General features: G+C 63.0%; 21 protein-coding genes and 1 tRNA gene. 16 read left to right on the top strand and 6 right to left on the bottom strand.

The annotated features are described in order from the left end of the window. Nucleotides 1-103: 103 nt before the first annotated feature. Nucleotides 104-1192, bottom strand: a complete 1089-nt coding sequence (locus tag V1292_RS26010) for an alkene reductase (RefSeq protein ID WP_334375484.1) — start codon at nucleotides 1190-1192, stop codon at nucleotides 104-106. A gap of 83 nt (nucleotides 1193-1275) precedes the next feature. Between V1292_RS26010 and V1292_RS26005 the strand changes: the two genes are divergently transcribed. Further along, nucleotides 1276-2145 carry a LysR family transcriptional regulator gene (locus tag V1292_RS26005; RefSeq protein ID WP_334375483.1) on the top strand — a complete coding sequence of 290 codons (870 nt, stop codon included), beginning with the start codon at nucleotides 1276-1278 and terminating at the stop codon, nucleotides 2143-2145. 69 nt (nucleotides 2146-2214) lie between these two features. Here the strand turns inward: V1292_RS26005 and V1292_RS26000 are convergent. Continuing rightward, nucleotides 2215-2289, bottom strand: a tRNA-Asn gene (locus V1292_RS26000). Nucleotides 2290-2561: 272 nt separating this feature from the next. Between V1292_RS26000 and V1292_RS25995 the strand changes: the two genes are divergently transcribed. From V1292_RS25995 to V1292_RS25975, 5 genes are all read left to right on the top strand, one after another. Continuing rightward, the gene (locus V1292_RS25995) at nucleotides 2562-2741 is read left to right on the top strand and encodes a hypothetical protein (RefSeq protein ID WP_334375482.1); all 180 of its coding nucleotides are present in this window, start codon (nucleotides 2562-2564) and stop codon (nucleotides 2739-2741) included. Between the two features lie 134 nt (nucleotides 2742-2875). Continuing rightward, nucleotides 2876-3541, top strand: coding sequence for a protein-L-isoaspartate O-methyltransferase family protein (locus tag V1292_RS25990; RefSeq protein WP_334375481.1), 666 nt, complete (start codon nucleotides 2876-2878; stop codon nucleotides 3539-3541). A 249-nt stretch (nucleotides 3542-3790) separates the two neighbouring features. After that, nucleotides 3791-5197, top strand: a complete 1407-nt coding sequence (locus V1292_RS25985; RefSeq protein ID WP_334375480.1) for a TolC family outer membrane protein — start codon at nucleotides 3791-3793, stop codon at nucleotides 5195-5197. A 317-nt stretch (nucleotides 5198-5514) separates the two neighbouring features. Next, complete coding sequence (locus V1292_RS25980; protein ID WP_334375479.1) at nucleotides 5515-6210, top strand: PopZ family protein; 696 nt, start codon at nucleotides 5515-5517, stop codon at nucleotides 6208-6210. 354 nt (nucleotides 6211-6564) lie between these two features. Continuing rightward, complete coding sequence (locus V1292_RS25975; RefSeq protein ID WP_334375478.1) at nucleotides 6565-9432, top strand: valine--tRNA ligase; 2868 nt, start codon at nucleotides 6565-6567, stop codon at nucleotides 9430-9432. A 135-nt stretch (nucleotides 9433-9567) separates the two neighbouring features. Here the strand turns inward: V1292_RS25975 and V1292_RS25970 are convergent, their stop codons facing one another. Next, nucleotides 9568-11874, bottom strand: coding sequence for a glycoside hydrolase family 113 (locus tag V1292_RS25970; protein ID WP_334375477.1), 2307 nt, complete (start codon nucleotides 11872-11874; stop codon nucleotides 9568-9570). A 581-nt stretch (nucleotides 11875-12455) separates the two neighbouring features. Here V1292_RS25970 and V1292_RS25965 point away from each other — a divergent pair. The 6 genes from V1292_RS25965 to V1292_RS25940 all read left to right on the top strand — a co-directional run bounded on the left by V1292_RS25965 (nucleotide 12456) and on the right by V1292_RS25940 (nucleotide 18209). Next, entirely contained in the window at nucleotides 12456-13310 is an 855-nt protein-coding gene (locus tag V1292_RS25965; protein ID WP_334375476.1) for an AraC family transcriptional regulator, read from the top strand. 236 nt (nucleotides 13311-13546) lie between these two features. Then, nucleotides 13547-14173, top strand: coding sequence for a (2Fe-2S)-binding protein (locus tag V1292_RS25960; protein WP_334375475.1), 627 nt, complete (start codon nucleotides 13547-13549; stop codon nucleotides 14171-14173). A 2-nt stretch (nucleotides 14174-14175) separates the two neighbouring features. Next, nucleotides 14176-15153: an FAD binding domain-containing protein gene (locus tag V1292_RS25955; RefSeq protein WP_334375474.1), complete on the top strand. Its 978-nt coding sequence runs from the start codon at nucleotides 14176-14178 to the stop codon at nucleotides 15151-15153. After that, a complete protein-coding gene (locus tag V1292_RS25950) occupies nucleotides 15150-17264 on the top strand; it encodes a xanthine dehydrogenase family protein molybdopterin-binding subunit (RefSeq protein ID WP_334375473.1) in 2115 nt (704 codons plus the stop codon). Before V1292_RS25955 ends, V1292_RS25950 begins: the two co-directional genes overlap by 4 nt. Nucleotides 17265-17409: 145 nt before the next feature. Then, nucleotides 17410-17727 carry an ArsR/SmtB family transcription factor gene (locus tag V1292_RS25945; RefSeq protein ID WP_334375472.1) on the top strand — a complete coding sequence of 106 codons (318 nt, stop codon included), beginning with the start codon at nucleotides 17410-17412 and terminating at the stop codon, nucleotides 17725-17727. Next, nucleotides 17724-18209: an SRPBCC family protein gene (locus tag V1292_RS25940; RefSeq protein WP_334375471.1), complete on the top strand. Its 486-nt coding sequence runs from the start codon at nucleotides 17724-17726 to the stop codon at nucleotides 18207-18209. Before V1292_RS25945 ends, V1292_RS25940 begins: the two co-directional genes overlap by 4 nt. A 1079-nt stretch (nucleotides 18210-19288) precedes the next feature. On the opposite strand, the gene V1292_RS25935 is transcribed toward V1292_RS25940, so the two are convergent. Beyond that, nucleotides 19289-19894 carry a DNA-3-methyladenine glycosylase gene (locus V1292_RS25935; protein WP_334375470.1) on the bottom strand — a complete coding sequence of 202 codons (606 nt, stop codon included), beginning with the start codon at nucleotides 19892-19894 and terminating at the stop codon, nucleotides 19289-19291. 171 nt (nucleotides 19895-20065) lie between these two features. Between V1292_RS25935 and lipA the strand changes: the two genes are divergently transcribed. From lipA to V1292_RS25915, 4 genes are all read left to right on the top strand, one after another. Beyond that, a complete protein-coding gene (gene lipA / locus V1292_RS25930; RefSeq protein ID WP_334375469.1) occupies nucleotides 20066-21025 on the top strand; it encodes a lipoyl synthase in 960 nt (319 codons plus the stop codon). A gap of 9 nt (nucleotides 21026-21034) precedes the next feature. Further along, complete coding sequence (locus tag V1292_RS25925) at nucleotides 21035-21508, top strand: type II toxin-antitoxin system RatA family toxin (RefSeq protein ID WP_334375468.1); 474 nt, start codon at nucleotides 21035-21037, stop codon at nucleotides 21506-21508. A gap of 64 nt (nucleotides 21509-21572) precedes the next feature. Continuing rightward, nucleotides 21573-22493: an NAD(P)-dependent oxidoreductase gene (locus V1292_RS25920; protein ID WP_334375467.1), complete on the top strand. Its 921-nt coding sequence runs from the start codon at nucleotides 21573-21575 to the stop codon at nucleotides 22491-22493. Between the two features lie 98 nt (nucleotides 22494-22591). Further along, nucleotides 22592-24265: a thiamine pyrophosphate-binding protein gene (locus V1292_RS25915; protein WP_334375466.1), complete on the top strand. Its 1674-nt coding sequence runs from the start codon at nucleotides 22592-22594 to the stop codon at nucleotides 24263-24265. Nucleotides 24266-24272: 7 nt separating this feature from the next. Here V1292_RS25915 and V1292_RS25910 read toward each other — a convergent pair whose 3' ends face one another. Together V1292_RS25910 and V1292_RS25905 are read right to left on the bottom strand one after the other, a co-directional pair. Continuing rightward, a complete protein-coding gene (locus V1292_RS25910) occupies nucleotides 24273-24875 on the bottom strand; it encodes a CinA family protein (RefSeq protein ID WP_334375465.1) in 603 nt (200 codons plus the stop codon). Nucleotide 24876: 1 nt separating this feature from the next. Continuing rightward, entirely contained in the window at nucleotides 24877-26073 is a 1197-nt protein-coding gene (locus tag V1292_RS25905; RefSeq protein WP_334375464.1) for a bifunctional 2-C-methyl-D-erythritol 4-phosphate cytidylyltransferase/2-C-methyl-D-erythritol 2,4-cyclodiphosphate synthase, read from the bottom strand. Nucleotides 26074-26262 lie beyond the last annotated feature (189 nt).

Genomic DNA, 26262 nt, shown 5'->3' with positions numbered 1-26262 from the left:
TCCTTCCTGTGGAAGACATGGATTGGAAGTCCCTCGTGCAGGACTTCATTAGGCAGTCCGTCTCAGGTAAGAGACATCTATTGGACTACTGGCGTCTGCGGATTTACTTGGCTGCGCTTTGCGCGCTTAAAGCAGGATAGTCGGTGTAGCCTATGGCGGTGCCACCATAGAAAGTGGCTTGGACTGCCGCATTCAGCGCCGCATTGGTCTTCAACCGTTCGACAAAGTCTGGATTGGCAAGGACCATCTGACCGTAGGCTTCAAGGTCGGCCAGGCCGGATGCAACATCGGCGCCAATTTGCTCCCGCGCACGACCTGGGCGGTTCAGGATCAGAGACCCTGACCAAAGTTTGCGGATGTCGGCCAGCAACGGCTCGTTGCCCTGATGCATGACGTGGACATAGGCGAGCCCGAGTTTGTCGAGTTCGGCGATCAGATGGCGGTAGAGGTCCGGCGCTTCGGCGCCTTCGTCGATCCCCCATATCGTCGTGCCGGGGGACAGGCGGATCGCGGTGCGGTCCGCGCCGATCTCCTCGGCGATCGCCGTGGCGACTTCGATGGCGAAGCGCGCTCGGTTCTCGATCGACCCGCCATATTCGTCCGTGCGCGTGTTGGCGCTTGGCGCGAAGAACTGCTGGACTAGGTAGGCGTTCGCGCCGTGAATCTCGATGCCGTCGGCGCCGGCCTCGACCGCCGAGCGCGCGGCATGGCGGAAATCGGTGACCGTCTGGCGCGCCTCTTTGGTCGTCAGCACGCGCGGCGTAGGAATGTCCTGCATCCCCGTCATGGTGAACATACCCGTCCCCGGCGCTATCGCGGACGGCGCGACCCCTTGGCGGCGATGCAGCGTATTGTCGGGATGCGACATGCGCCCGGCATGCATGAGCTGGATGAAGATGTGGCCGCCCTTGTCGTGCACGGCAGAAGTGATCTTCCGCCAGCCGGCGACATGGGCGGGCGTGTAGATGCCCGGGGTGGTGAGATAGCCCTGGCCGTCATCCGAGGGCTGGGTGCCTTCGGTGACGATCAGGCCGACGCCGGCGCGCTGGGAATAATATTCGGTGGCCAGCTCGCCCGGCGTACCGTCGAGGCCGGCGCGGCTGCGGGTCATCGGGGCCATGACGAGGCGGTTCGGTAGAGTGTAGCGGCCGACGCGGACAGGGGTGAATAGGGGACTCATTGGGATCTCCATTTGCAGGAGCGCTTGTCCACTATTCCAATGTCGGGATAAATCCGGCAAAATTGAAATAAATATTCCATATATGGAGCAATAGCGTGAGCCACTTGAACGACATGGCGCTGTTCGTGGAGGTGGCCAGAGCCAGGAGCTTCCGGAAGGCGGCGGAGGCTCTCGGCATGCCAAACTCCACTCTGTCGCGACGCATCAGCGAGCTGGAGAAGGCGATAGGCCTAAGATTACTGCATCGCACGACACGCAAGATCGAGCTCACCGAGGCCGGCCAGCTTTACTACGAACGAAGCAAGCGTATCGTCGATGAGGCGCGGCTCGCGCACGAACAGCTCGGCGCGATGCTGGAGCAGCCGAGCGGTGTCCTGCGGGTTTCGCTCCCGGTCGACTTCGCCACGCTTTACCTCACGCCGATCATCGTCGATTTTGCGCAAAGCTATCCCGGCATCACGTTCGAATTCGATCTGACTCCACGCCGCGTCGACCTAGTGGCCGAGCCGTTCGATGTGGCGATCCGCATCGGCAAGCTGGAAGATTCCAGTCTGATCACCCGCCTGATCGGGCGGCACTCGCGCCACCTCTATGCGTCTCCTGGCTATATCGAGGCGTCAGGCGAGCCGGCAACACCGGCGGACCTGGCGGAGCACGAATGTATCTGCATGCCAAGGATCTGGACCTTGCATCAGGGGATGAACAAGATCGATGTCGACGTTGGCGGCCGCTTCACGGTCAACAGCGTCGGGATGATCCGCGCCCTGGCGGTCAACCACCAGGGCATTGCCCTGCTTGCCGAGAAGATCGTCGCCGAAGATTTGGCCTCGGGCAGGCTCCGGCGTGTCCTGCCGGAATGGCAGGGGTCGCCGGTCAGCATTCACGCCGTCACCGAAACTCGCCTCATTGCAGCCAAGACCCAGCGGTTCATCGAATTCCTGTCCGCCAGGCTGATGGAAACTTGAACCAGATCGTTACGCGGTGAAAAGTCGCATGTTGGCGCGCTGCATCGCGCCTTGGCGTAGAAAAGGCGGTGGCTCCCCGGGCTGGATTCGAACCAGCGACCATTCGATTAACAGTCGAATGCTCTACCGCTGAGCTACCGAGGAATAGGCGAAACAAAGGTTCGCGAGCGGGCAGCGTATAACAAAGCCTTTCGGGCTTGCAAAGGACCAAATCACAGGCTGCGCATTTGCTTGAAGCAGGGCCGGAAAGTCCTCGCACGACAACGGTTTGTCAGTGCTTTCGTCTCCCGGGCAGATGGCGGGCGGAACCGGGCGCCGGCAATTGCGTCATCTATAGGGGGTCCTGGATCGGGCCGCCAATTCGACTCAATCGGCCCGGAGCCTCTGTGGTGCCGGGTTTCACGGGAGCTGATTCGATGCCAGCCAATGTGACCGAACTGACACGCGCGGCACCTCCGATCGTTCCGAGCGACATTCCCGCCATGAGCGACGACGAATGCCTGCTTCGGCTCGCGCAAGCCGTCGAAGAGCATGACAACGAACATCTGGATGAGGTGGCGCGGCTGATCGCCAGATTAGCCGTGGCGATAGAGTAGGCGAGAGCAGCGGCTTTTCCGCACCGGCGGTGGTCGCAGGCGCCCGCATGTTGCGTTTTGCCGGAGCTTGTACCAAAGATGGCCCGGTTTCAGCTCCCCGGCGGCAACGCCGCATGCTTTCAGGGTCTTCGCCTATGTCCGGTTTTGCGACCCCGCGCCAGAAAATGGTCGATGGTCAGGTGCGTCCGAGCGACGTGACCGATATCCGAATTATCGATGCCATGCTGGCGGTGCCGCGCGAGGCCTTCGTTCCCGAAAACAAGCAGGCGCTGGCCTATCTGGATCTCGATCTCGACGTCAGCGAAGGGGGCTCGGCCAAGCGCTTCCTGATCAAGCCGGCAGTGCTGGCGAAGATGCTGCAGGCGGCCGAGATCAGGCAGAGCGATCGCGTCCTCGTGGTCGGCTGCGCCACCGGCTACGCCGCCGCCGTGATCGCCCGATTCGCTACCCAAGTGACCGCGACGGAGAACGATTCGGCGCTGGCGGCGAGGGCACAGGCGATTCTGGCCGCCAATGGCTGTGGAAACGTGACGGTTCGGACCGCGGCGCCGGCCGATGGAGACCCGGCGAACGCGCCCTGGGACGTCATCGTGCTGAACGGCGCAACCGAGATCGTGCCGGAGCGGCTCTACGGGCAATTGCGGAACGGTGGCCGATTGGTGGGCGTTTTTGCAAAGTCGCAGCCGGCGCGGGCCACCATGGTGACCTGTTCGCACGGCGATTTCGGTCACCGGACGCTGTTCGATGCCGTTGCCCCGGTGCTGCCCGGCATGGAACTTGTTCCGGCCTTCGTTTTCTAGCCTTTCAGCCCTTCCCACGCCCAATAATCGCCCGCCGTAGCCAGCTAAATCCTCTTCGAAATCAGAAGTGTGGCCCGATTGCCCCACGTGAAGAGTTTCGACGGGGTTTGCTTGCCGGGGTGTTCCGTCCAGCCTAGGTGCGGAATAAGGTGAGCTGGGACTCACTTCAAGTGAAGCGACGTTCGGTTAATGATCGTGTGCGATCATGGTCATCGGCCGGGCGTTTCAAAAATGATTGGATTGCTTGGGATGCGTGGGGTGAAGGCATTTGCCGGGGCCGCGGCTTCGGCCCTTCTATTAGTGTGCATGGGCCCGACGCCCGTCTTGGCCGACACAATTGAGGCAGCGCTGGTGCGCGCCTATCAGAACAATCCGCAGCTCAACGCGCAGCGCGCGCAGGTGCGCATCACCGACGAGAACGTGCCGCAGGCGCTGTCGGGCTATCGTCCCAGGGTTTCGGTCAACGCAAGCGCGGGCGTCCAGTATACGGATACGCTCAGCACTCAGGGCGGCACTCCCGACAATATCGTGAGAACCCCTATTGTCGGCGCCAATTCGCCGCGCAGCATCGGTGGCACCATCACGCAGACGCTGTTCAACGGTCAGCAGACCGCGAACAGAACGAGGGCGGCGGAAGGCCAGGTTTCCGGCGCGCGCGAAGCGCTGCGTGCACTCGAATCGACCGTCCTGCTCAGCGGCGCCACCATCTACATGGACTATCTGCGCGATTCCGCGATCGTCGAGGTGCAGAAGAGTAACGTTCGCGTGCTCGAGCAGACGCTGAAACAGACGCGCGACCGCTTCAATGTCGGCGAAGTCACGCGCACCGACGTTGCGCAGTCGGAAGCCCAGCTTGCCGCCGGCAAGACGCAGCTCCTGACCGCGGAAGCCAATCTGACGACGACGCGTTCGAACTTCCGCCGCATCATCGGCAACGAGCCGCAAGCGCTGGCGCCGGGCTCGCCGGTCGACCGCTTCCTGCCGTCGACGCTGCCGGCGGCCGTCGAGCTCGGCCTGACGCAAAATCCGAACGTCACCGCGGCGATGTTCGGCATCGACGTCAGCTACCTCCAGGTCAAGGTGGCCGAAGGCGCGCTGTTGCCGACGGTCACGATTCAGGGCTCGGTCCAGCAGGCCTATGAGCAGAGCCTGATCCAGTACCGCACGTTCGGCGCATCCGTGACCACGCAGCTCACGGTGCCCATCTATCAGGGCGGCACTGAATATTCGCTGATCCGCCAGTCCAAGGAAACGGCGGCGCAACAACGTCTCGTGCTCGATCAGACTCGCGACCAGACCCGCGCCAACGTAGTCACGGCATGGGGGCAGCTCGTCGCCGGCAAGGCGCAGGTCGCCTCCGCCCAGGCGCAGGTGCAGGCGTCGGAAATCGCGCTGAACGGCGTGCGCGAGGAAGCCAAGGCCGGACAGCGCACCACGCTTGACGTGCTGAACGCGCAGCAGGCGCTGGTGAATGCGCGCGTCGCGCTCGTCACCGCGCAGCACGATCGCGTGGTGGCGTCATACTCCGTGCTGGACAAGATCGGACGGCTGACGCCGCAGGTGCTGAACCTGCCCACCACGATCTACGATCCGAGCGTGCACTATCATCAGGTGCGCGATAGCTGGGCCGGCGTTCGTACACCCGACGGCCGCTGATACCGGCGCAACCCCGCGCAACACAGGACGAATATCGTCGCCCGGCGCCTGAAGCGCCGGGCGCTTTGCTTGCAATCATTTGTGGCCATGACGTACCGTTTCCTGGGCGAGCTGAGCGATTCGCGGCTCGCGTCCTTGCATCTCACGGACGCGCGTCGGGTTGTGTTTTGAGGGGAGCAGACCTCCCGCGCGATGCCGCGGGCGGGCTTGATCTGGGGACAAGTCAGGCTTGTGCGGTGAAAATCCCGGCCTGCATTTCCGGAACCGGCAATTCCCTCTTGGCTTTGGTGTAAAATGGTTTCGATGTGGAGTCGGAGATGACGCAACCTGCAAAGGTCCAAGAGCCCTCGATGGAGGAGATTCTGGCGTCGATCCGTCGCATCATTGCCGACGACGAGGCAAAGCCTGCCGCTGCCAAGCCGGAGGCCGCCGCGGCGGCGCCGCCGAAACCGGTGATGAAGGACATCCCGCCGTCGGCCATTGCCCCCAAGCCGGCTGCTCCGAAGCCCGCGCCGGCCCCGCCGCCGCCTGCACCCGCGCCTGAACCGGCCGCCAGCAACAACCAGGACGACATCGACGCGATGCTGGCGAGTCTCGATGCGGCAACGCCCGAGACGGAGATCAGGCCTGCGCAGCCGGAAGCCGACGTGTTCGAACTCACCGACGAGATGGCGCTGCCGGATCCGGCGCCACCGAAAGCCTCCTTCAACAAGATCGAGCCGGAGGACGACATCGAGTTCAGCGAGTCCCACAGGGGGCGGCAGCCAGCCCACGAGCCGCCGCCGTTCGAAGCACCACAGCAGCCGATCTTGTCGCGCTCGACCGTCTCCGCGGTCGAATCCGCCTTCAATTCGCTGGCCAATACCGTGCTGAGCAATAACGCGCGGACGCTGGAAGATCTGGTCAAGGAAATGCTGCGGCCGATGCTGAAATCCTGGCTCGATGACAATCTGCCGGGATTGGTGGAGCGGATCGTCAAGGCCGAAATCGAGCGGGTTTCGCGCGGGCGGTAGAGCGTTTTCAAGCGAAAGCCTGCCCCGGACTTGATCCCGGGTGGACACCGGCTCGCGTCAAGAAAACGCGTCAAAACAAGAATCTAGAGCCCGGTTCTGATTCAATCAGAACCGAAAAGGCTCTAGTTCCGGGCGGATCCCCATTCGGACAGTCAAACCGGCGTTATCGCGGCTTCCCGCTGCCCCGGACTTAAGTTGTCAGGTTGACTTGAGGCGCTGTGGCGGCTTTCTAGGGGCCGGCCCGGCACCGATCACATCAGAGCCGGGCGCTACCACGTTGTTTTGATGCGTATTCTCTAAGCGGACCGGCGACGGATTGCTCGAGAACGCCCCGATATCCCCAATTGCAGTGCCATGATCGAAAAAAACTACCAGCCCGCCGATATCGAAAGCCGTATGTCACGGATCTGGGAGGAAAGCGGCGCGTTCAAGGCCGGCCGCCCGGAACGGAAAGATGCCGCGCCGTTCACCATCGTGATCCCGCCGCCCAACGTGACGGGCTCGCTGCATATGGGCCACGCGCTGAACAACACGTTGCAGGACATTTTCTGCCGCTTCGAGCGCATGCGCGGCCGCGATGTGCTGTGGCAGCCGGGCACCGACCATGCCGGCATCGCGACCCAGATGGTGGTCGAGCGGCAATTGATGGAACGGCAGGAGCCGGGCCGCCGCGACCTTGGCCGCGCCAAATTCCTCGAGCGCGTCTGGCAGTGGAAGGCGGAAAGCGGCGGCGTCATCGTCAATCAGTTGAAGCGCCTTGGCGCCTCCTGCGACTGGTCGCGCGAACGTTTTACGATGGACGAGGGGCTGTCGCGCGCGGTCGTGAAAGTGTTCGTCGAGCTGCACCGCGAAGGCCTGATCTACAAAGACAAGCGGCTGGTGAACTGGGACCCGAAACTGCTCACCGCGATCTCAGATCTCGAGGTGCAGCAGGTCGAGGTCAAGGGCAGCCTCTGGTATCTGCGCTATCCGATCGAGGGCAAGACTTTTAGCCCCGACGATCCCTCGACTTTTGTCGTCGTGGCGACGACACGTCCCGAGACGATGCTCGGCGACACCGCCGTTGCGATTCATCCGGAGAACGAACGGATCGGGCACCTGATCGGGCAGCATGTGATCCTGCCGCTGGTCGGCCGCCGCATCCCCATCATCGGCGACGACTACGCCGATCCCGAAAAGGGTTCAGGCGCGGTCAAGATCACGCCGGCGCACGACTTCAACGACTTCGAGGTCGGCAAGCGTCACGGCCTGCCGCAGATCAACGTGTTCGATCGCGAGGGCTGCATGGCCCTCGTCGACAACGAGGATTATCTGCGCGGCCTGCCGGAAGGCGCGCTGATGCTCGCGGAAGAGCTGCACAATCTCGATCGCTTTGCCGCGCGCAAGAAGATCGTGGCGCGGCTGGAAGATTTCGGCTTCCTGGAAAAGATCGAGCCGAACACGCACATGGTGCCGCATGGCGACCGCTCCGGCGTGGTGATCGAGCCCTATCTGACCGACCAGTGGTATGTCGACGCCAAGACCATGGCGCAGCCGGCGATCGCAGCCGTGCGCTCGGGCGCGACCAGCTTCGTGCCGAAGAACTGGGAAAAGACCTATTTCGAATGGATGGAAAACATCCAGCCCTGGTGCATCTCGCGCCAGCTTTGGTGGGGCCACCAGATCCCGGCCTGGTACGGTCCTGACGGCAAGGTGTTCGTCGCCGAGACCGAAGACGAAGCCGTCGGCAACGCACTCGGCTATTACGTCGAGCAGGAAGTCATCACGCCGGAGCAGGGGCGCGAGATGGCGCTGGATCCCACCAAGCGCGAGGGCTTCATCACGCGTGACGAGGACGTGCTCGACACCTGGTTTTCATCAGGGCTGTGGCCGTTCTCGACGCTCGGCTGGCCCGACGAAACGGCGGAAGTGAAGCGCTACTATCCGACCAACGTGCTCGTCACGGGATGGGACATCATCTTCTTCTGGGTCGCCCGGATGATGATGATGGGCCTGCACTTCATGAAGGATGCGCCATTCTCGACCGTCTACATCCACCGCCTGGTTCGCGACGAGAAGGGCGCGAAGATGTCGAAGTCGAAAGGCAACGTCATCGATCCGCTCGGCGTCATCGACGATTTTGGCGCCGACGCGCTGCGCTTTGCGCTGGCGCGCGGCGCGGCGCACAGCCACGACATCAAGCTCTCGCCGCAACTGGTCGAAACCAATCGCAATTTCGCGACCAAACTCTGGAACGCCTGCCGCTTTGCCGAGATGAACGGTTGCGAGAAGCCAGACGGCTTCGATCCTGTGAATGCCAGGGAGACGCTGAACCGCTGGATCGCGCATGAAACCTCGCGCGCCACGCGTGAGGTCACCGAGGCGATCGAGGGCTATCGCTTTAACGATGCGGCGAACGCCATCTATCGTTTCGTCTGGAATGTCTATTGCGACTGGTATCTCGAACTCGCAAAGCCGGTGCTGATGGGCGAGGAGGGGGCGGCGAAAACCGAGACCCGCGCCATGATCGCCTGGGCGCGCGACGAGATCCTTAAATTGCTGCACCCGTTCATGCCCTTCATCACCGAGGAACTCTGGGCGGTGACGGCCAAGCGCGACGGCCTGCTGGTGTTGGCGGAATGGCCGCGCAAGGTCAGTTCGGTTACCGCCGAGCAGATCGCCGCGATGGCGATGGCAGGACCCGGCGATCCAGTAATTGCACCGGCCATAGTCGCGCTCGATGCCGGGGATTTCAGCGATCCGGCCGCCGAGGCCGAAATCGGGTGGGTGGTCGATCTCGTCACCGCCATCCGTTCGGTACGTTCGGAAATGAACATCGCGCCGGCCACGCTGATCCCGGTGGTGCTGTCGGGTGCGTCCGAGGAGACAAAGGGGCGCGCGCAGCGCTGGAACGACATCGTCAAGCGATTGGCGCGGCTCGCCGCGATCGATTTCGCCGACCGCCCGCCGGAAGGCGCTGTTCAGTTGCTCGTGCGCGGCGAGGTTGTCGCTCTGCCGCTCAAGGGCGTGATCGATCTGTCGGCTGAAAAGGCCCGGCTCGACAAGGAAATCGTCAAGGCCGAGGCCGACATCAAGCGCGTCGACGCCAAGCTCGGCAACGAGAAATTCGTGGCCAACGCGCCCGAGGAGATCGTCGAAGAGGAAAAGGAAAAGCGCGAGGCGGCGGTCGCGCGCAAGGCAAAGCTGCAGGAAGCACTGGAGCGGTTGAAGCTGGCGTCGTAAGAAGGGCTCCGAACTATCCCCGTCATTGCGAGCGCAGCGAAGCAATCCATCCATCCGTTATGCCGAGACGTGGATTGCTTCGCTCCGCTCGCAATGACGGCTGAGATAGCTTGAGTCATCATCCCGCAGTGGAGCTCACACGAACAGAAAATCGCTGGCGTGGAGTTGGCTCATTGTCTTGTTCTGGATCTCGATCGCATTGTTGGCGTCGACCGTGATCACGACGCTGGTGCCAACCTCGGCCATGTGCGATTGGAGCGCGCTGAAGTCGGCAAACACCGTTTTGCTGAACTGAACGATATCCTGCACGCCATCGGTATTCTGGAAGTCGGCAACGGTGTCCTTGCCGAAGCCGGGGGCGAACACGAATGTGTCGTTGCCGGTGCCGCCGGCTAGATAATCGTTCCCTGCGCTGCCGGTCAGCCGGTCGTTGCCGCTGCCGCCGTACAGAAACTCGCTGCCCGTGCCGCCCTGCAAGCTGTCGTTGCCGTCGTCGCCGGACATTTGGGTTGCCGCCGGGCCGCCTTTGAGCTGGTCGTCGCCGGCGTTGCCGTGCATCGTATCCAGTCCGCCGCCGCCGGAGAGATAGTCGTTGCCGTCACCGCCATTCAGGACATTGGCTACCCAGCCGCCATAGAGCTGGTCTTTGCCACTGCCGCCGTCGAGCAGGGCGCCGGTATCGCCGGTGCTGGCCTTTATGACGTCGTTGCCGTCGTCGCCATAAAGCTGATCGGTCGCCGTGGTGATGCCGGCGCCGCTGTTGATCGTGTCGTCGTCCGCCCCGCCGCGGATCACGTCCGCGCCGGGGCCGCCGTTGATGGTGTCATTGCCCGCGCTACCCTGGATCATGTCCGTGGCGGCGCCGCCGCTGATCACATCCTTGCCCGGGCCTCCTTCCAGATCGTCATCATCGGTCGACGAACCGAAGAACAGGTCCTGGCGGCCGGTCATGTCATAGTGGATGGACTTGTTCTGGTAGAGGTTCCACGTCCCCGGCGAACTGGGATTGACGCCTTCTGACACGGCAAGGTGCTCGCCGTTGACGGTGATGTCCTTGATATAAAGGTTGCGGTCGCCATTGGCGTTGGCGATGTCGTTGATGAAGGCGAGATCGAGACTGGAGACGCTGGCCGGGTTGGCGAATGTGAATGTGAAGGTCTGGAAACCCGATGGATCGCTCGCGCCGTGGAATTCGACGGTGCTGCCGACCTGCTGCCCGTTGATCAGGAGCTGCATCTTGGCGCCGACGCCGTCGACGACGGAGCTGTAGCCCGTCACCGTGACTGACGTCTCCATGAGTTTCGGAATTGTATCGGGGCCGCCGGTAATGGTGTCATCGCCGCCGCCGGCTTTGATCGTGTCGTTGCCGACCCCGCCCGACAGCACGTCATTGCCGCCGCCGACATCCATCAAATCGGCAGACGGAGAACCCGTTAGCGTCTGGCCGGGCGGCTGGTGCTGACCTCCATACCATTCGGTAATCAACTCCTGCGCAGGCTTGCCCTGGGGCGAGTAGCCGATCGGCGAATATTTGTTGTTCGTATCCCAGTTCCAGATCGACGCGCCCCTGAACCAGCTTCCGCCTTCCGATCCCCAAACCTGAAAGAAGGCGTTGAAGGCATCGTATTGCTCCTGCACATCCTGCGTCGTGCCTTCGGCCCAGCCGCCCGGGCTGATATTGGTTCCGTCGAGGCTGCGATAACCGGTTTCGGTGAAGAACACCTGCTTGTCGTACTGCAAGGCAAGGGAATGGAAGAAATCGACCGGCGACATGTGATTCATCACCTTCGCCCAGTAGTCGTCCGTGGACATGTTGTTCCACGCATTGACCATCTCCTCGACGGTCGGCTCGGTTGTCGTCGTCAGCGGCGGATAGGCGTTGATTCCGATGACATCGACCTTGTCCCAAAAGCTGACATTGATGGCTTCGTCGGTTGCGGCTGCGTAGGTGATCTCGCCGTGGAACACGGCGCGTACGGAATCGATGAGGTCGACCCAGTAGCTTCGATATGGCGGTCCGGAGAGCTTGCCCAGCTCATTGCCGATCGAGAGCATGGTCACGCCCGCTTGCTCGGCGATTTCAGCCATGTGGACCATTGCGGTCTTGTAGGAAGCGAAGAAAGCGGCGGGATCGCTCGGAATGAGTGCGTATGCGAGCGTGCCATCGAGGGCTGAGACCATAGGCTTCAGCGTGACCGAAAGCCCGAGCGCCTGCGCATTTGCCGCCGCCTGGAGAATATTGGCGTCGCTCTCGGTCTTGTTGGGATCGGCGAAAACATCATTCGACGTCCTCGTTTGCATAAACAGCCGCGGAGCGAGTTCGATCGAATTTGAATTGGTGCCGGCGATCGCCTGCATGGCGGCGAGCGCGGAACCGGCGACGAATGCGCCATTGTAGTTGGAGAGGAATCCAAATCCTTGAACAGGAAACACGCCGGCCATCTACAGCTCCTTTTGTTTGCAGTTTTCTGTTGCTGGTTGGTGGCGCCGTCGTTTGCGCAAATTCACCACGTGTTCCGCATGTTCGACGCAGCACAGTTTGTGGGCACTTCACTCGCGCAAGGCGAAACAGCAGGCCACACTTACGGGTTCAACGTGGGCGTGTCGTGACGGGATTGAGCCGATGTTGCGATTGTTGAAATAGCGATGCGCGTCGTTACGGCGATGTCTACCATTTCAATTTGCAGTGGACGGGACTGCAATGGCGAGTTCTCTTGGGCATTGAACACGGCGGGGGAGGCGGCCGGCTTCAGCCGCGAGGACGGAGGGCCTCAGCCGAACCGCGCGACCATGGGTTGATCAATTTGTAGGCAGTCAGGAGGGGGCGCGTCAGGATTGTCGCAGATGTTTTTCTACCCAATGGCTGCGTCTTTTTGCATAATGGTGGTGCAAAAGTGTAGCGGCTCGACGAGGACGACAGTTTGGACCAGCGGCTGTTCCGTTCCCGAAGCAGGGCCGCACCGAATCAACGCGGCCTGGCCCGATCTACAGCCGGCCACTCAAGTCCGGATCCTGCCATTGAGATGGCGCGCATCTTGGACGAGCCACCGGTATTGGTGCCTGAGATCTTGCACGGTGATACGCGCCTGACACGGAAGTGGGCGCATGGCGGGTTGCAAGAGGATTACATGCGCGGCGTGGCCGGGTACGTCGCCGTCGGCTGCCACGAAGGACAGCACGAGATATCCTGGCGGATTGAGAACAAGCGCCTGACGTCCAGGACCAACTCGAAAGCCTTCACCCTCATCCCGAGAGGCGTTGACGGCCACTGGAACATTGCCGGCCCCGTGGTGGTTTCGCACGTCTACCTCACGCAGGAACGCCTCCAGGCATGCGCCGACGAGATTGCGGGCGGAAGACGCGTCGAGATTCTTCCGCGCGTGGCCTTCGGCGATCCCGCGGCGGCGGGGCTGCTTGAAATTCTCAGCCACGAGGCGGCGCGGGACAGTGCATCGTCCCGTCTGTTCGTGGAGCAGGCGATCGACCTCCTCTGCGCGCGGCTGATCCGCGAGCATTCATCATTTGGCAGCTTGTCTGCTCAGGTTAGAAAGGGCGGGCTTGCTGACTGGCAGGTGCGGCGCGTCACGACGTTCATGCGCGAGAATCTCGAACAGCATATCGGGCTCAACGAACTCGCCACCCTTGTCGGCCTGAGCCGCTTCCACTTCTGCACGGCATTTCGGCAGTCGACCGGCCAGACCCCGCACGCGTGGTTGACCGCGCAACGCATGCGCCGCGCCCGCGAGCTTCTCGCCCATTCAGGCCTGAGTGTCACAGAGGTCGCGCTTGCAGTCGGTTACGAGACGCCATCAGCTTTCGCGGCGGCTTTCCGAACGATCGTCGGCGTGACCCCGTCGGCATTCCGACGCGCTCTGTAGGTGCCCGGCGGCACTTCATCGCAACACCGCGATAGTCGCCGCAATATCCGAACGGTACACCCCACTAGGTTCATGCTTAGTTCGCGCTGTTCATCCGAGGCGATCGCTTGGCCGCGCTTGATGTCTGGTGCGCAGCGCAATCCGATCCGCTTCCGAGCGTCGAAGAGGAATTGTGACGTCATCTTATCGCAATCAGCGAACGATAATCACGTCAACAAGCAAGCGAGCATACGATCATGACAAGCGATGAGCCGTTCACCGACGGTGCTGTTGAGACCGAAGAGCAGCGTGGCGGATTATCGCGCCGTTCGGTGCTGCTTACGGTCGGGGGAGCGGCCACTCTCGCGGTCGCATCGGAAGTCGCCGCGCAGCCCATCTCTGAACGGCCTCCCGCCGCATCGACGGGACGGGTCCGGCTGGTGGTCAACGGCAGGCAGCATGAGCTTGACCTGGACCCCCGCCGCTCACTGCTCGATGTGCTGCGCGAGACGCTCGATCTCACCGGCACGAAGAAGGGGTGCAATCAGGGCGCCTGCGGCGCTTGCACCATCCTTCTCAACGGCAGGCGGATCGTCTCCTGCCTGACGCTGGCTGCGATGCATGAGGGCGCTGAGATCAAGACGATCGAAGGCCTTGAAACGAATGGCGAGCTTCATCCGCTCCAGGCTGCGTTCGTCGAGCACGACGGCTTGCAGTGCGGCTTCTGCACCCCCGGACAGATCATGTCGGGAATAGGCTGCATCGCCGAAGGCCATGCAGGCTCGCCAGATGAAATCAGGTTTTGGATGAGCGGCAATATCTGCCGTTGCGGCGCCTATCCGGGCATCGTCGCTGCGGTCGCCGACGCTGCCAGGAGGGCCTGACCATGCTTCCATTCACGCTCGAGAAGGCGACCTCTGTCCAGGCCGCCATCGCCGCCGCATCGTCCGGCCGACGTTTCATCGCCGGCGGCACCACGTTGATCGACCTCATGCGGGAGGAGGTGGAGCAGCCGGAACACCTCGTCGACATCAACACGCTCCCGCTTTCCGAAATCCGCATCGAGGGTTCCGATCTCGTGATCGGCGCGCTCGCCCGCATGGCCGATGTCGCCGCCCACCCAGGCGTGCAGCGCCTGCACCCGCTCGTTGCCGAAAGCCTGATCGAGGGCGCCTCGCCGCAATTGCGCAACATGGCCTCCATCGGCGGCAACCTGCTCCAGCGCGTGCGCTGCCCCTATTTCCGGATGCACGACGCGCCCTGCAACAAGCGCACCCCGAACTCCGGCTGCGCCGCGATCGATGGCCTCAATGCCGGCCACGCCATTCTCGGCACGAGCAATCATTGCGCGGCAACGCATCCTTCGGACGTTGCCGTCGCGCTGGTCGCGCTCGATGCCACGATGCAGGTGAGGGGGCCGCGGGGCGAGCGCAGCTTTCCGGTCGAGGAACTGTTTCGCTTGCCGGGCGATACGCCGCATCTCGAACATACGCTGCTGCCTGGCGAGCTGATCCTCGCGGTGCGGGTCCCCGGCGGTCCGTACAGCCGGCGGGCGCGCTATCTCAAGGTACGCGACCGCGCTTCTTACGAATTCGCGCTCGTATCCGCCGCCGCCGCACTCGATGTCGGGGACGGCGTGATCCGTCAGGCGCGGCTCGCTGTCGGCGGCGTGGCCACCCGGCCATGGCGCCTGCGCACGGTGGAGAAAGCGCTGATCGGCAAGGCACCGGATCGCAAAATCTTCGAAACCGCCGCGCGGCTGGCGCTCGAAGGAGCCCGTCCGTTGTCGGGCAATCATTACAAGCTCGAACTGCTGCCCCGGACGATCGTCCGCGCTCTTGAAATGACGGGAGAAGCCGCATGACGACGAACGTGATCGGAAAGCCGCTGCCGCGCGTGGATGGTCGCGCCAAGGTCACAGGCGCGGCGCGCTACGCGGCCGACTTCAACCAGGGCGGCCAGGCCTATGCGGTGATCGTCGGTGCCACGGTGGGGCTCGGCCGCGTGACCGATATCGAGACCGCGCCGGTTGAGAAGATGCCGGGCGTCGTTGCCGTCATCACCCATCGCAATGCGCCGCGCCTGCCATACGCGCCGCACAGGAGCTATATCGATCCGGCGACAGGCGAGCGGCTGCATGTGCTGCAGGACGACCAGGTGCGCTTCTACGGGCAACCGGTGGCGATCGTCGTCGCCGATACGCTCGACCAGGCGGAGCGCGCGGCTGCGGCGCTGCGCATCTCCTACACGGCCGAGCGGCCGCTCGTTGATCCTGCCGACCCAAAAGCCCGGCCTGTCGTTCCGGAAGCCGGGAAGCAGCCGGATGCGAGGCTGCCGGCCGACACCGCGCGCGGCAATGCCGACAGCGCTCTCGCGGACGCGCCGGTGAAGGTCGACGAGATCTATGAAATCGCGCGCGAAAACCACAATCCAATGGAGCCGCACGCCACCGTCGCGGCCTGGAATGGAGATCGGCTGACGCTGTGGAGCAAGAGCCAGTTCGTCGTCAACGAACAGGCCGAGATCGCAGCCGTGTTCGGCCTGCCGCCCGAGAACATACAGGTGATCTGTCCGTTTATCGGCGGTGCCTTCGGCACGTCGCTCAGGACATGGCCGCATGTGACGCTTGCGGTCATGGCGGCGCGACAGTTGCGACGTCCCGTCAAGCTCGTACTCACGCGCAAGCAGATGTTCTTCATGACGGGCCATCGGCCCCGCACCCTGCAGCGGATGGCTCTCGGGGCCACGGCGGACGGCAAGCTCACCAGCATTGTGCACGAAGGCACCGGCGAGACGAGCCGCTATGAAGAGTTCATGGAGGCCCTGACTTCGGTTACGAGCTTCCTGTACTCCACGCCGAACGTGCGGACCCGCTACCGGCTGCTGCCACTCGATATCGGCACCCCGAACCATATGCGCGGCCCCGGCGAGGCAAGCGGTGTCTTTGCGCTCGAATGTGCCGTGGATGAACTGTCGTACAAGCTCGGAATCGATCCGATAGATCTGCGGCGTCGCAACGAGCCGGCGATCGATGAGGGCGAGAACAAGCCGTTCTCCAGCCGGTCGCTGATGAAATGCCATGACCTCGCCGCCGAACGTTTCGGCTGGTCGCGGCGGTTACCCGAACCTCGTTCGATGCGCGATGGCCGGCTGCTGGTCGGCATGGGCGTGGCATCGGCGAGCTATCCGGCCTTCCATGCGCCGGCGAATGCGCGGGCGCGGCTGCTTGCGGACGGCACCGCCGAAGTTGAAGTGGCGGCAAGCGACATGGGTCCCGGCACCTACACATCGATGACGCAGGTTGCCGCCGAGACGCTGGGGCTGCCTGTTGAACGGGTGCGCTTCAGCCTTGGCCGCTCTGACTATCCGCCGGCTCCATCCCATGGCGGCTCATGGACGATGGCCTCGGTCGGCTCTGCGATCCGCGCCGCCTGTATTGCCGTGCAGGAGGAAGCCGCAAAGCGCCCTCAGGACGGCCGCCCCATCGAGGCTACGGCTTCGGCTCAGCGCGATCCCGATGTCGCGGCCCGCTTTTCCATGCACTCCTTTGGAGCCGTATTTGCGGAGGTGGCCGTCGATCCCGATGTCGGCACGATCCGGCTGCGCCGCGCCGCGGGCGCCTATGGCATCGGCCGCGTCGTCAATCCGCGACTTGCGAGGAGCCAATGCATTGGCGGCATGATCGGCGGAATGGGCATGGCGTTGATGGAACGCACTGTCCTCGATCCGCGCGACGGCCGCCCGGTCAACGCCCATATGGCCGATTACCTGCTGCCCGTGAATCTCGACATTCCCCAACTTGAAGCGTACTTCGTCGAAGAGATCGACCCACACGTCAATGCCCTCGGCGTCAAAGGCCTCGGCGAGATCGCGCTCGTCGGCATGGCCCCCGCCATCGCCAACGCCGTCTTTCACGCCACAGGCAAGCGCGTGCGCAGCTTGCCGATCCGGATTGAAGATGTGCTGACGGTGTAGCTTCGTTCTGAGCAGCCGGAATGTCAGCCTGGTGCCAGTACACCGAATTACGGTGACATCCATAGCGACGCAATCCGAAACGCCCCCTGCCAGAAATCGTTGAATGTGGCTTGACAACACGTAAGTATTGACTTACGCGTTAGCGATGGCTTACGCGAAGAGTGGGTGGACGGCGCTCGCTGATCCGACCAGGCGCACAATATTCGAGCGATTGGTCGATCATCCGAGCTCGGTCAGTGGACTGGCGCGTGCCCTGCCGGTTAGCCGCCCCGCAGTCTCGCAGCACCTGAGGGTCTTGAAGGACGCCGGGCTCGTGGTCGACGCGCCGGCCGGCAAACAGCGGATCTACCGCGTCGATCCCGCCGGGTTGGCAGCCCTTCGTGCGGAACTCGACGTGTTCTGGAGCAAGACGATGGCAGCCTACAAGACAGCCATCGAGCAACCACCGGAGGAGCCGAAATGAGCACTCAAGCAGCGATCAAATCCGTCAAGCACTCTATCGTGGTGGAGGCGCCGATCGCGCGCGCATTCAAGGTCTTCACCGAGGACTTTGGCCGCTTCAAACCCGCCGAGCACAACCTGCTGGGCGTGCCGATCGCCGAGACGGTGTTCGAGCCGCGAGTTGGTGGCCATCTCTATGACCGCGGCATTGACGGCAGCGAGTGCCGGTGGGCGCGAGTGCTGGCGTACGAGCCGCCCAATCGAGTGCTCTTGAGCTGGAACATTAGCCCGCAATGGCAGATCGAGACCGATCCGAACAAGACCAGCGAGTGGGAAGTGCGATTTACGGCCGAGACGGCGCACCGGACACGCGTTGAGATCGAGCACCGACACCTGGACCGCCACGGCGAGGGGTGGCAAAGCGTGCGCGATGGAGTCGCGGGTGATCAGGGTTGGCCGCTGTACCTGCAGCGCTTCGCTGATCTGTTAAGCCGCGCATCCTGATGCTCATTTCGCGTATTTTACGGTGGCAGTGCTGGACTGCACTGCCATCGTAATTCAAGCATGCGGAGCCCAGATGAGCGAAGCGAGATCCGGGATTAGCTTGTCCCGCATATAGCCCCCTCATGCAGGGCTACTGGCTGATTTGCTTTCCTTGCAAGCACAATCTCGAGCTCAAGGTGCGGCAAAGCAACCCTCGGGCAAATCACTTCTGATTTTCCGAAATCGTGTCAAGCTTGGGAATCAAAAATATTCCTCTTCGTGATTGACCCAAATCACCTCTACAACTTCCGCCATCCCGTCCCGAGGAGAGGGGCGTTGGCCATCGTCACTGACGTTGGGGCGGGTTGCGGTGGACGCGGCAGCGTCGGGCGCGTGGATGTGATCGCAGGGCGGTTTTTGCCGTGAGTGAACACAGCGCGCAGGACGTACGGCGCTTAAACGCCTCCGCCAGAATTTTGGCCGGCACGCACTTGGCTGGTTGAAGTCTCTGGCGAAGGAAGCTGCGTACGGCAAAACCGTGTGGTCCTGGCACCCGTGGCTGGTGTCAAGCTGGCGGAGGCTTGCAGCACTCAACCGAGTCATGCGAGCCGTCAATTCGTCAGTGATGGAGGCAAGAGGAATTCGTCTCCAGGGAGAGCGCGGCATAAGCCGTAAACCCATCGCGCAGGGAATGCCGGGCTGCTCCGGCTGTACCTGTATGCTCGTGTGCGCACTTCTTAAGTGCATTTGCACACGAGACCGCGGGTGCAGCAAGCACCCGGCATTCCCTGCGCCCTCTCATCGGAGAGGGCAGGAAGCTTCAGGAAAACCTCGGGCAATTCATGTCGCGAGAATGCAAACGCACATTCAATTGTCGTCACCCGCGAAGGCGGGTGACCCAGTATTCCAGAGACAGCAGTGATTAAGCCGAAAAGCCGCGGCGTACTGGATACCCCGCATTCGCGGGGTATGACGATCGAGTGTTGCGTCACTATCTCCGCGTCATTGCGAGCGCAGCGAAGCAATCCATCTATCCCCGAGCCGAAATGTGGATTGTTTCGCTTGCGGTCGCAATGACGGCTGAAAGAGAAACCGCCTTGTCAGAACGGCTTGCTCAAAAATCTCGACCCCTTCAATCCGTAGCGCCATGGCAGATCGACCGCTTTGGTTATGCCGATCCGCACGCCTGCGGCAATGTCGAGTCTGCCCACGCGCGCATGCAGGGCGATCGGCGACACGTCGAGCGGCAGTTCATTGTGCTTGATCGTGATCCCAAGCGCTTCCGTGAGCTTGCCCGGCCCCGAACACAACGCCCGCTCATCCTGCAGGCCGCGGCGGCGGCGCATGGCGGGGAGGCCATGGGTCGGCTCCAGCGCACGGATCAGCACGGCGCTGGCGGAGCCTTCCTCTTCGCAGACGAAGTTGACGCACCAGTGGATGCCATAGGAGCGGTAGACATAGGCAAAACCCGGCGGGCCGAACATCACGCGGTTGCGCGGCGTCGGCCCGCGGAACGAATGCGCGGCCGGGTCCAGATGGTGATAGGCCTCGACCTCGACGATGGTGCCGCCGACGCCGTCGACCAGGAGCGTTGCCCCGATCAGGTCGGGCGCGACCTCGTGCACGCTGCGGTCGAAAAACGAGCGTTTCAGCGGCTTGCCGAGCCGGAGGGCGGCGGCGCCGGCAGGCTTGGAGTTTTGAACCATTTTCAGGTGAGAATCGTTCGCGGAACAGGTGAAATTCGTCATTATCTTGCACGATCTGCTAGGTTTCGCGAGCTAGATTGCGGCCGCAATCGGGTTGCGGTTTTCCGCAACAGAGTTGCAGCCATCTGCAACACGGATTAGCTAGATGTTCTCGCAATTTCCGGACTTACCATGGTCGTTCTCGTCGATACCGTTTCCCTGAACCAGGTTCGCCCGCGTCACCCCGAAAAGGTGAACCGGCCGGATGCGCTGTCGCCGCCGAAGCCGGACTGGATCCGGGTGCGCGCGCCGAACACCCGCGGCTATGCCGACACGCGAAAGATCGTCAAGGAGAACGGCCTCGTCACGGTGTGCGAGGAGGCCGGCTGCCCGAATATCGGCGAGTGCTGGGACAAGAAGCACGCCACCTTCATGATCATGGGGGACACCTGCACGCGGGCCTGCGCGTTCTGCAACGTCAAGACCGGCATGCCCGGCGCGCTCGAGGCCAATGAGCCGGAACATGTCGCGGAGGCGACCTTCAAGCTCGGGCTGACCCACGTCGTGGTGACCTCGGTCGATCGCGACGACCTCGCCGACGGCGGCGCCGAGCACTTTGCGCAGACGATTCGCGCCATTCGCGCGCGCTGCCCGACCACGACCATCGAAATCCTCACCCCCGACTTCCTGCGCAAGGAAGGCGCGCTGGAGGTGGTCGCGGCAGCCAAGCCGGATGTATTCAACCACAATCTGGAAACCGTGCCGGCGCGTTATCTCACGGTACGCCCGGGCGCGCGCTACTTCCATTCGATCCGGCTCCTGCAGCGGGTCAAGGAGATTGATCCCACGATCTTCACCAAATCAGGCATCATGGTTGGCCTCGGCGAGGAGCGCCACGAGGTGCTGCAGGTGATGGACGATCTGCGCTCCGCGGACGTCGATTTCCTGACCATCGGGCAGTATCTGCAGCCGACCCGCAAGCATCACGCCGTCATGCGCTACGTGACCCCTGACGAATTCGCGGGCTACGAGAAGGTCGCCTATACCAAGGGTTTTCTTATGGTGTCGGCCAGTCCGCTGACCCGCTCGTCGCATCATGCGGGCGAGGATTTTGCCAAGCTCAGGGCGGCGCGGGCTGCGCTACACGGTTGAGCGCGTCCAATGCCTCGCTTTTCCAGCAAGCGCCGGGTTCATCATACCGCGTCGCACATGTTCGATCTGGTCGCCGATGTCGAGCGCTATCCGGAGTTCGTGCCGCTGTGCCAATCGCTGAGGATACGGCAACGTACGCAGAAAGCTGACGGCACTGAAGTCGTCGTCGCCGACATGACGATATCGTTCAAGCTGGTACGGGAATCCTTCACCAGCCGGGTGACGCTGGACCGGCCGAACCTGAAAATCATGGTCGAGTATCTGAAGGGCCCTTTCAGCAATCTGGAGAACCGCTGGACGTTCGAACCGAAATCCGAAACCGACTGCGACGTCGGATTCTTCCTGTCCTACGAATTCAAGAGCCGGATGCTGGCGATGCTGATGGGGACGATGTTCGATACGGCCTTCCAGCGTTTTGCCGCCGCGTTCGAAAAGCGGGCGGACGCGGTTTACGGCAAGCCCGCCACCGGGACCCGAAGCTAGGCTCCGCAACTCGGCGCGATCGGCTCTCGGAAAGAATCCAGGAAACAACAACGGAACGGTTGAAATGACGACACTCGAACGCGTTGGCTTTATTGGCCTCGGTGGAATGGGACGAGGCTTGGTCAAGAACCTCGTCGCCAAGGGCGTGGCGGTCACCGCCTACGATCTCAACCCGGCGGCCATGGCCGTTGCCAAATCGTTCGGCGCGACCGCTGCCAGCGGTCTTCAGGAAATTCGCGACAATTGCCGCATCGTCATGATTTGCGTCAACGAGGCCGAGGATGTCGAGGCGTTGATGATTTGCAGCGATGGGCTGCTCGCCAGTCCGGCGCCGGGATTCATCGTCGTGGATCACACCACCGGCAGCCCGCAGATGGTCGCAAAGCTCGACCGCATGGTGCGGGCAGCCGGCGGTCGGTATGCCGAAGCACCTATGACGCGAACCCCGAAACACGCCGACATCGGCAAGGTCAACGTACTGTTCGGCGGCGAGCGTGACCTGCTCGACGACCTCAGGCCCTATTTTGAGCTCTATGCCGAAAACATCTTCCACATCGGCCCATTGGGACACGCGATCCGCCTCAAGCTCATTCACAACTATATCGCCTTCGCCAATGTGGCGGCGTGGTGCGAGGGGTTTGCGCTCGCGGCCAAGGACGGGCTCGACCTCTCGCAACTCATCCGCATCATCTCGGCGGCCGGCGGCAAGAGCGGCATGCTCGATCTTTACGGCCAGGCTACGCTTGATGGCGACTTCACCCCGCTTATGTCGTTGGCGAACGCCCGCAAGGACGTCCGCTATTACGCGCGCTGGCTGGAGGAGGCGGGTCTGCCCGGGTTCATGGCGGAGGCCGTGCACCAGACCTACCGGCAGGCGGCGCTGCTCGGGCACGACGGCGAGTCCTGCACCGCCGTCATCAAGGCTTACGAGGCCGTGACTGGCGTAGAGGCACGGGTAGGACCGAAGGAGCAACAAGGCAACTGATCGGTCGATCTGTATCGCAAGGAAACAGGTTGCTGGTGCCGACGCGACTCTTTAAGCCGGTCGCAAATCCGTAATCCCCGACACGGAAGGACAAGGCGATGGAAGCAAATCTTCGAACCGGTGGCCATATTCTCATCGAGCAACTGGCCTTGCACGGTGCCGACACCGTGTTCGGCGTGCCCGGCGAAAGCTTCCTGGCTGCCCTCGACGGCATGTACCAGAGCCAGCGCGTGCGGTTCATCAACGCGCGGCAGGAGGGGGGCGCCGCCATGATGGCGGAGGCCTATGGCAAGCTGACGGGACGGCCCGGCATCGTGTTCGCCACCCGCGGCCCCGGCGCCACCAATGCGTCCTCCGGCGTCCATGTCGCGTTCCAGGACTCGACACCGCTGATCCTGCTGCTTGGCCAGGTCGGACGCGACATGATGGAACGCGAGGCGTTCCAGGAAATCGATTATCGCCAGATGTTCGGGCCGATGGCGAAATGGGTCGCCCAGATCGACGATGCGCGGCGGATTCCCGAGTTCATTTCGCGCGCCTTCTTCACCGCGACCTCGGGCCGTCCCGGCCCGGTCGTGCTGGCGCTGCCCGAGGACATGCTCACCGACACCGCGGAGGTGGCGGATGCGCCGCCCTACAATCCGATTCCGGTCGCGCCCGATGACGGCGCCTTGCGGCAATTCCATGCGCTGCTGTCGGAGGCGAAGAGGCCATTCCTGATCGTCGGCGGCGGCGGTTGGAGCGATCAGGCCCGCCGCGATCTCGAAACGTTTGCCGCTGCGCACGAGGTTCCAGTCGGCGTCTCGTTCCGATGCCAGGACTATTTCGACAATCTGCATCCCTGCTATGGTGGCCATGTCGGCATCGGTCTCGACGCAAAAATCGCCGAGCGGATCCGAACCAGCGATCTGGTGATCGCGCTTGGCGCGAGGCTGGGGGAGGCCACCACATCCGGCTACACGCTGTTCGATATTCCGAAACCGAAGCAGCCGCTGGTTCACGTCTATCCCGACCCGGAAGAGATTGGCCGTGTCTATTCGCCGACGCTCGGCGTGGTCGCGAGCAGCGCGGCCTTTGCAGCCGCCATCAAGCGGTTGGGGCCGAAGCATCAATCGCGCGCCGACTATGTCAAGGCAGCGCATGCCGACTATCTCGCCTTTGCCGAGCCGACCCGCTCGCCCGGCGACGTGCAGCTCTCGCAGGTCGTGCGCGGTTTGAGCGATCGCTTGCCCCATGACACCATCATCTGCAACGGCGCCGGCAATTATGCCGTCTGGGTGCACCGTTTCTGGCGTTATCGGCAGTATCGCACCGAACTGGCGCCGACCTCTGGATCGATGGGCTATGGCTTGCCGGCGGCCGTTGCCGCCAAGCTACAGCATCCGGAGCGAACCGTGATCGCGTTCGCCGGTGACGGCTGCTTCCAGATGACCGGATTGGAGTTCATGACCGCGGTCGAAAACCGGCTGCCGCTGATCGTGATCGTCTGCAACAACGGCATGTACGGCACCATACGGATGCACCAGGAGCGGACCTATCCCGGCCGTGTCTCCGGCACCGATCTGGCCAACCCCGACTTTGCCGCACTGGCACGCGCCTGTGGCGGCTTCGGAGCATATGTCGAGTGTACTGAAGATTTCGCGCGCGCGTTCGACGAAGCCGTCGCAAGCGGCCTTCCGGCCATCATCGAGCTTTCGATCAGCCCAGAGGCGTTGACGCCGGTGAGTTCGCTGAGCGAAACGCGCGCTAAGGCTTTGGCCGCGGCGGTTTGATGCTGGTTTATGGCCGCGTCGGCCGGCGTCGTTTGACGGCGCTGCGCCGCGGCGTACGGGCCACCCGTGGGCGTAGCCGGCTCATCGTTTCGCGTCGCGGTTTGACCGGCGGCTGCGGGCCGCGCGCCAGCTCCATCAACATGCGCAGCGCTTCCACCACCGAACGCTGGCGCACGGTGGTGCGGCCGATCGCACCGAAACGGAATTCGCGATGCAGGATCTTGCCGTCGCGCGACGCGACCGCGAAATGCACGAGGCCGACCGGCTTGCCCGGCGTGGCCCCGCCGGGGCCAGCGATGCCGGTGATGGATACCGCAAGATCGACGCCGGCCTTCTCCAGCGCGCCGACCGCCATTGCGGTCGCGGTTTCCTTGCTGACCGCGCCGAAGGTTGTCAGTGTCGAGACTTTGACGCCGAGCATCGCGCGCTTGGCTTCATTGGAGTAAGTAATGAAACCGCGGTCGATGACATCAGAAGAGCCGGGAATGTCGGTGAGCGCGCCGGCGACCAGGCCTCCGGTGCAGGACTCCGCGGTGGCGATCATCAGCTTGCGCATCCGGCACAAATCAAGCAGCGAGCGGGCGAGGGCGCGGGCGTCGCTGCCGCTCATCTTACTCGCTCCAACCTTTATCATCCCACGGCAGGCGGATGGTGGCGCTCGCGGTTGCGGCGATGCCTTCCTCGCGGCCGGTAAAGCCGAGCCGTTCGCTGGTCGTCGCCTTCACGGCAACACGCGAGATGTTGAGCCCGGTGATCTCGGCGATGCGGGCGCGCATGACATCGCGCAGCGGCCCGATCTTCGGGCGCTCGCAGATCATCGTGACTTCGAGATTGGCGATTCGTCCGCCCCGCGCGGTGACGCGATCGACGGCATATTTGAGGAATTTATCAGACGCCGCACCCTTCCACTGCGGATCGCTCGGCGGAAAGTGCGAGCCGATATCGCCGTCCGCCAGCGCGCCGAGGATGGCATCGACCAGGGCGTGCAGGCCGACATCGCCGTCGGAATGGGCAAGAAAGCCTCTGACGTGCGGAACTCGAACGCCGCAGAGCATCAGATGATCGCCGTCGCCGAAGGCGTGCACGTCGTAGCCGGTGCCGGTCCTGATGTCGCCGAGTTGGGCGGCGAGCCGGGCTTCTTCACGAATGAAATCTTCAGGCGTCGTCAGTTTCATGTTTGCAGGATCGCCTTCAAAAGTCGCCACCGTCAATCCCGCCCATTCCGCGAGCGCCGCATCATCGGTGAAATCGCTGCGGCCGTCGCGCGCGGCGCGGCGATGGGCATCGAGAATGACATCGAAGCGAAACGCCTGCGGCGTTTGCGCGATTCGCAACCATGCGCGTTCGGGCGTCGCCTCGACGTGACCGGCATCACCGACCTGCTTGATCGTATCGGTGACGGGAATTGTCGGAATAGCTGCACCTGTCCGGCCGGCGGCATCGATCGCGCGCGAAATCACCGCCGAGGTCACGAAGGGCCGCGCGGCATCGTGGATCAGAACGATGTCGGGCTTCTCCGCGGCCAGCGCTTCGAGTCCGGCATGCACCGAGGCCTGACGTGTCGCGCCGCCATTCGTGGGCGGTTGGTGGCGCAGTCCCGCGACGGCCTCGTTGAAGATGGCGACATCATCGGGATTCACCACCGGTTGCACGGCGAAGATGTCTGGGTGCCGGCTGAACGCTTGCATGGCGCGGAAGATCACCGTCTTCCCACCGATCTCGCGGTATTGCTTGGGTCCCCCGGCGCCGGCGCGAAGCCCGCGTCCGGCTGCGACGAGAATGGCTGCGGTACGCTCAGGTCTGGGCATCTGGACTCAAATACGAACGAATCACGGGTGGTGAGAGAGGGCGGGTGTGCTGGCGCACAGCCCTTACCACGCCGAATGGGGAAAACAGAGCGATTCCCACGAACTGTGGGAAAAGCAGTTTTTGTTGCAGTGCACTTGCGCAAATGATAGATCTGTCTAAAGTGTAGGCAAGAAGCTTGACTGCCCAAG

Source organism: Bradyrhizobium sp. AZCC 1719, assembly GCF_036924525.1.
GTDB lineage: Bacteria > Pseudomonadota > Alphaproteobacteria > Rhizobiales > Xanthobacteraceae > Bradyrhizobium.
Note: the sequence above shows the minus strand (reverse complement) of the source record. Positions and strands in the feature narration are given on the sequence as shown.

Excerpts from the sequence above, each read along its gene's own strand:
- V1292_RS26010 (WP_334375484.1), bottom strand. The coding sequence starts at position 1,192 with ATGGAGATCCCAATGAGTCCCCTATTCACCCCTGTCCGCGTCGGCCGC.
- V1292_RS25995 (WP_334375482.1), top strand. The coding sequence starts at position 2,562 with ATGCCAGCCAATGTGACCGAACTGACACGCGCGGCACCTCCGATCGTT.
- V1292_RS25990 (WP_334375481.1), top strand. The coding sequence starts at position 2,876 with ATGTCCGGTTTTGCGACCCCGCGCCAGAAAATGGTCGATGGTCAGGTG.
- V1292_RS25985 (WP_334375480.1), top strand. The coding sequence starts at position 3,791 with ATGCGTGGGGTGAAGGCATTTGCCGGGGCCGCGGCTTCGGCCCTTCTA.
- V1292_RS25980 (WP_334375479.1), top strand. The coding sequence starts at position 5,515 with ATGACGCAACCTGCAAAGGTCCAAGAGCCCTCGATGGAGGAGATTCTG.
- V1292_RS25975 (WP_334375478.1), top strand. The coding sequence starts at position 6,565 with ATGATCGAAAAAAACTACCAGCCCGCCGATATCGAAAGCCGTATGTCA.
- V1292_RS25970 (WP_334375477.1), bottom strand. The coding sequence starts at position 11,874 with ATGGCCGGCGTGTTTCCTGTTCAAGGATTTGGATTCCTCTCCAACTAC.
- V1292_RS25965 (WP_334375476.1), top strand. The coding sequence starts at position 12,456 with ATGGCGCGCATCTTGGACGAGCCACCGGTATTGGTGCCTGAGATCTTG.
- V1292_RS25960 (WP_334375475.1), top strand. The coding sequence starts at position 13,547 with ATGACAAGCGATGAGCCGTTCACCGACGGTGCTGTTGAGACCGAAGAG.
- V1292_RS25955 (WP_334375474.1), top strand. The coding sequence starts at position 14,176 with ATGCTTCCATTCACGCTCGAGAAGGCGACCTCTGTCCAGGCCGCCATC.
- V1292_RS25950 (WP_334375473.1), top strand. The coding sequence starts at position 15,150 with ATGACGACGAACGTGATCGGAAAGCCGCTGCCGCGCGTGGATGGTCGC.
- V1292_RS25945 (WP_334375472.1), top strand. The coding sequence starts at position 17,410 with ATGGCTTACGCGAAGAGTGGGTGGACGGCGCTCGCTGATCCGACCAGG.
- V1292_RS25940 (WP_334375471.1), top strand. The coding sequence starts at position 17,724 with ATGAGCACTCAAGCAGCGATCAAATCCGTCAAGCACTCTATCGTGGTG.
- V1292_RS25935 (WP_334375470.1), bottom strand. The coding sequence starts at position 19,894 with ATGGTTCAAAACTCCAAGCCTGCCGGCGCCGCCGCCCTCCGGCTCGGC.
- lipA (WP_334375469.1), top strand. The coding sequence starts at position 20,066 with ATGGTCGTTCTCGTCGATACCGTTTCCCTGAACCAGGTTCGCCCGCGT.
- V1292_RS25925 (WP_334375468.1), top strand. The coding sequence starts at position 21,035 with ATGCCTCGCTTTTCCAGCAAGCGCCGGGTTCATCATACCGCGTCGCAC.
- V1292_RS25920 (WP_334375467.1), top strand. The coding sequence starts at position 21,573 with ATGACGACACTCGAACGCGTTGGCTTTATTGGCCTCGGTGGAATGGGA.
- V1292_RS25915 (WP_334375466.1), top strand. The coding sequence starts at position 22,592 with ATGGAAGCAAATCTTCGAACCGGTGGCCATATTCTCATCGAGCAACTG.
- V1292_RS25910 (WP_334375465.1), bottom strand. The coding sequence starts at position 24,875 with ATGAGCGGCAGCGACGCCCGCGCCCTCGCCCGCTCGCTGCTTGATTTG.
- V1292_RS25905 (WP_334375464.1), bottom strand. The coding sequence starts at position 26,073 with ATGCCCAGACCTGAGCGTACCGCAGCCATTCTCGTCGCAGCCGGACGC.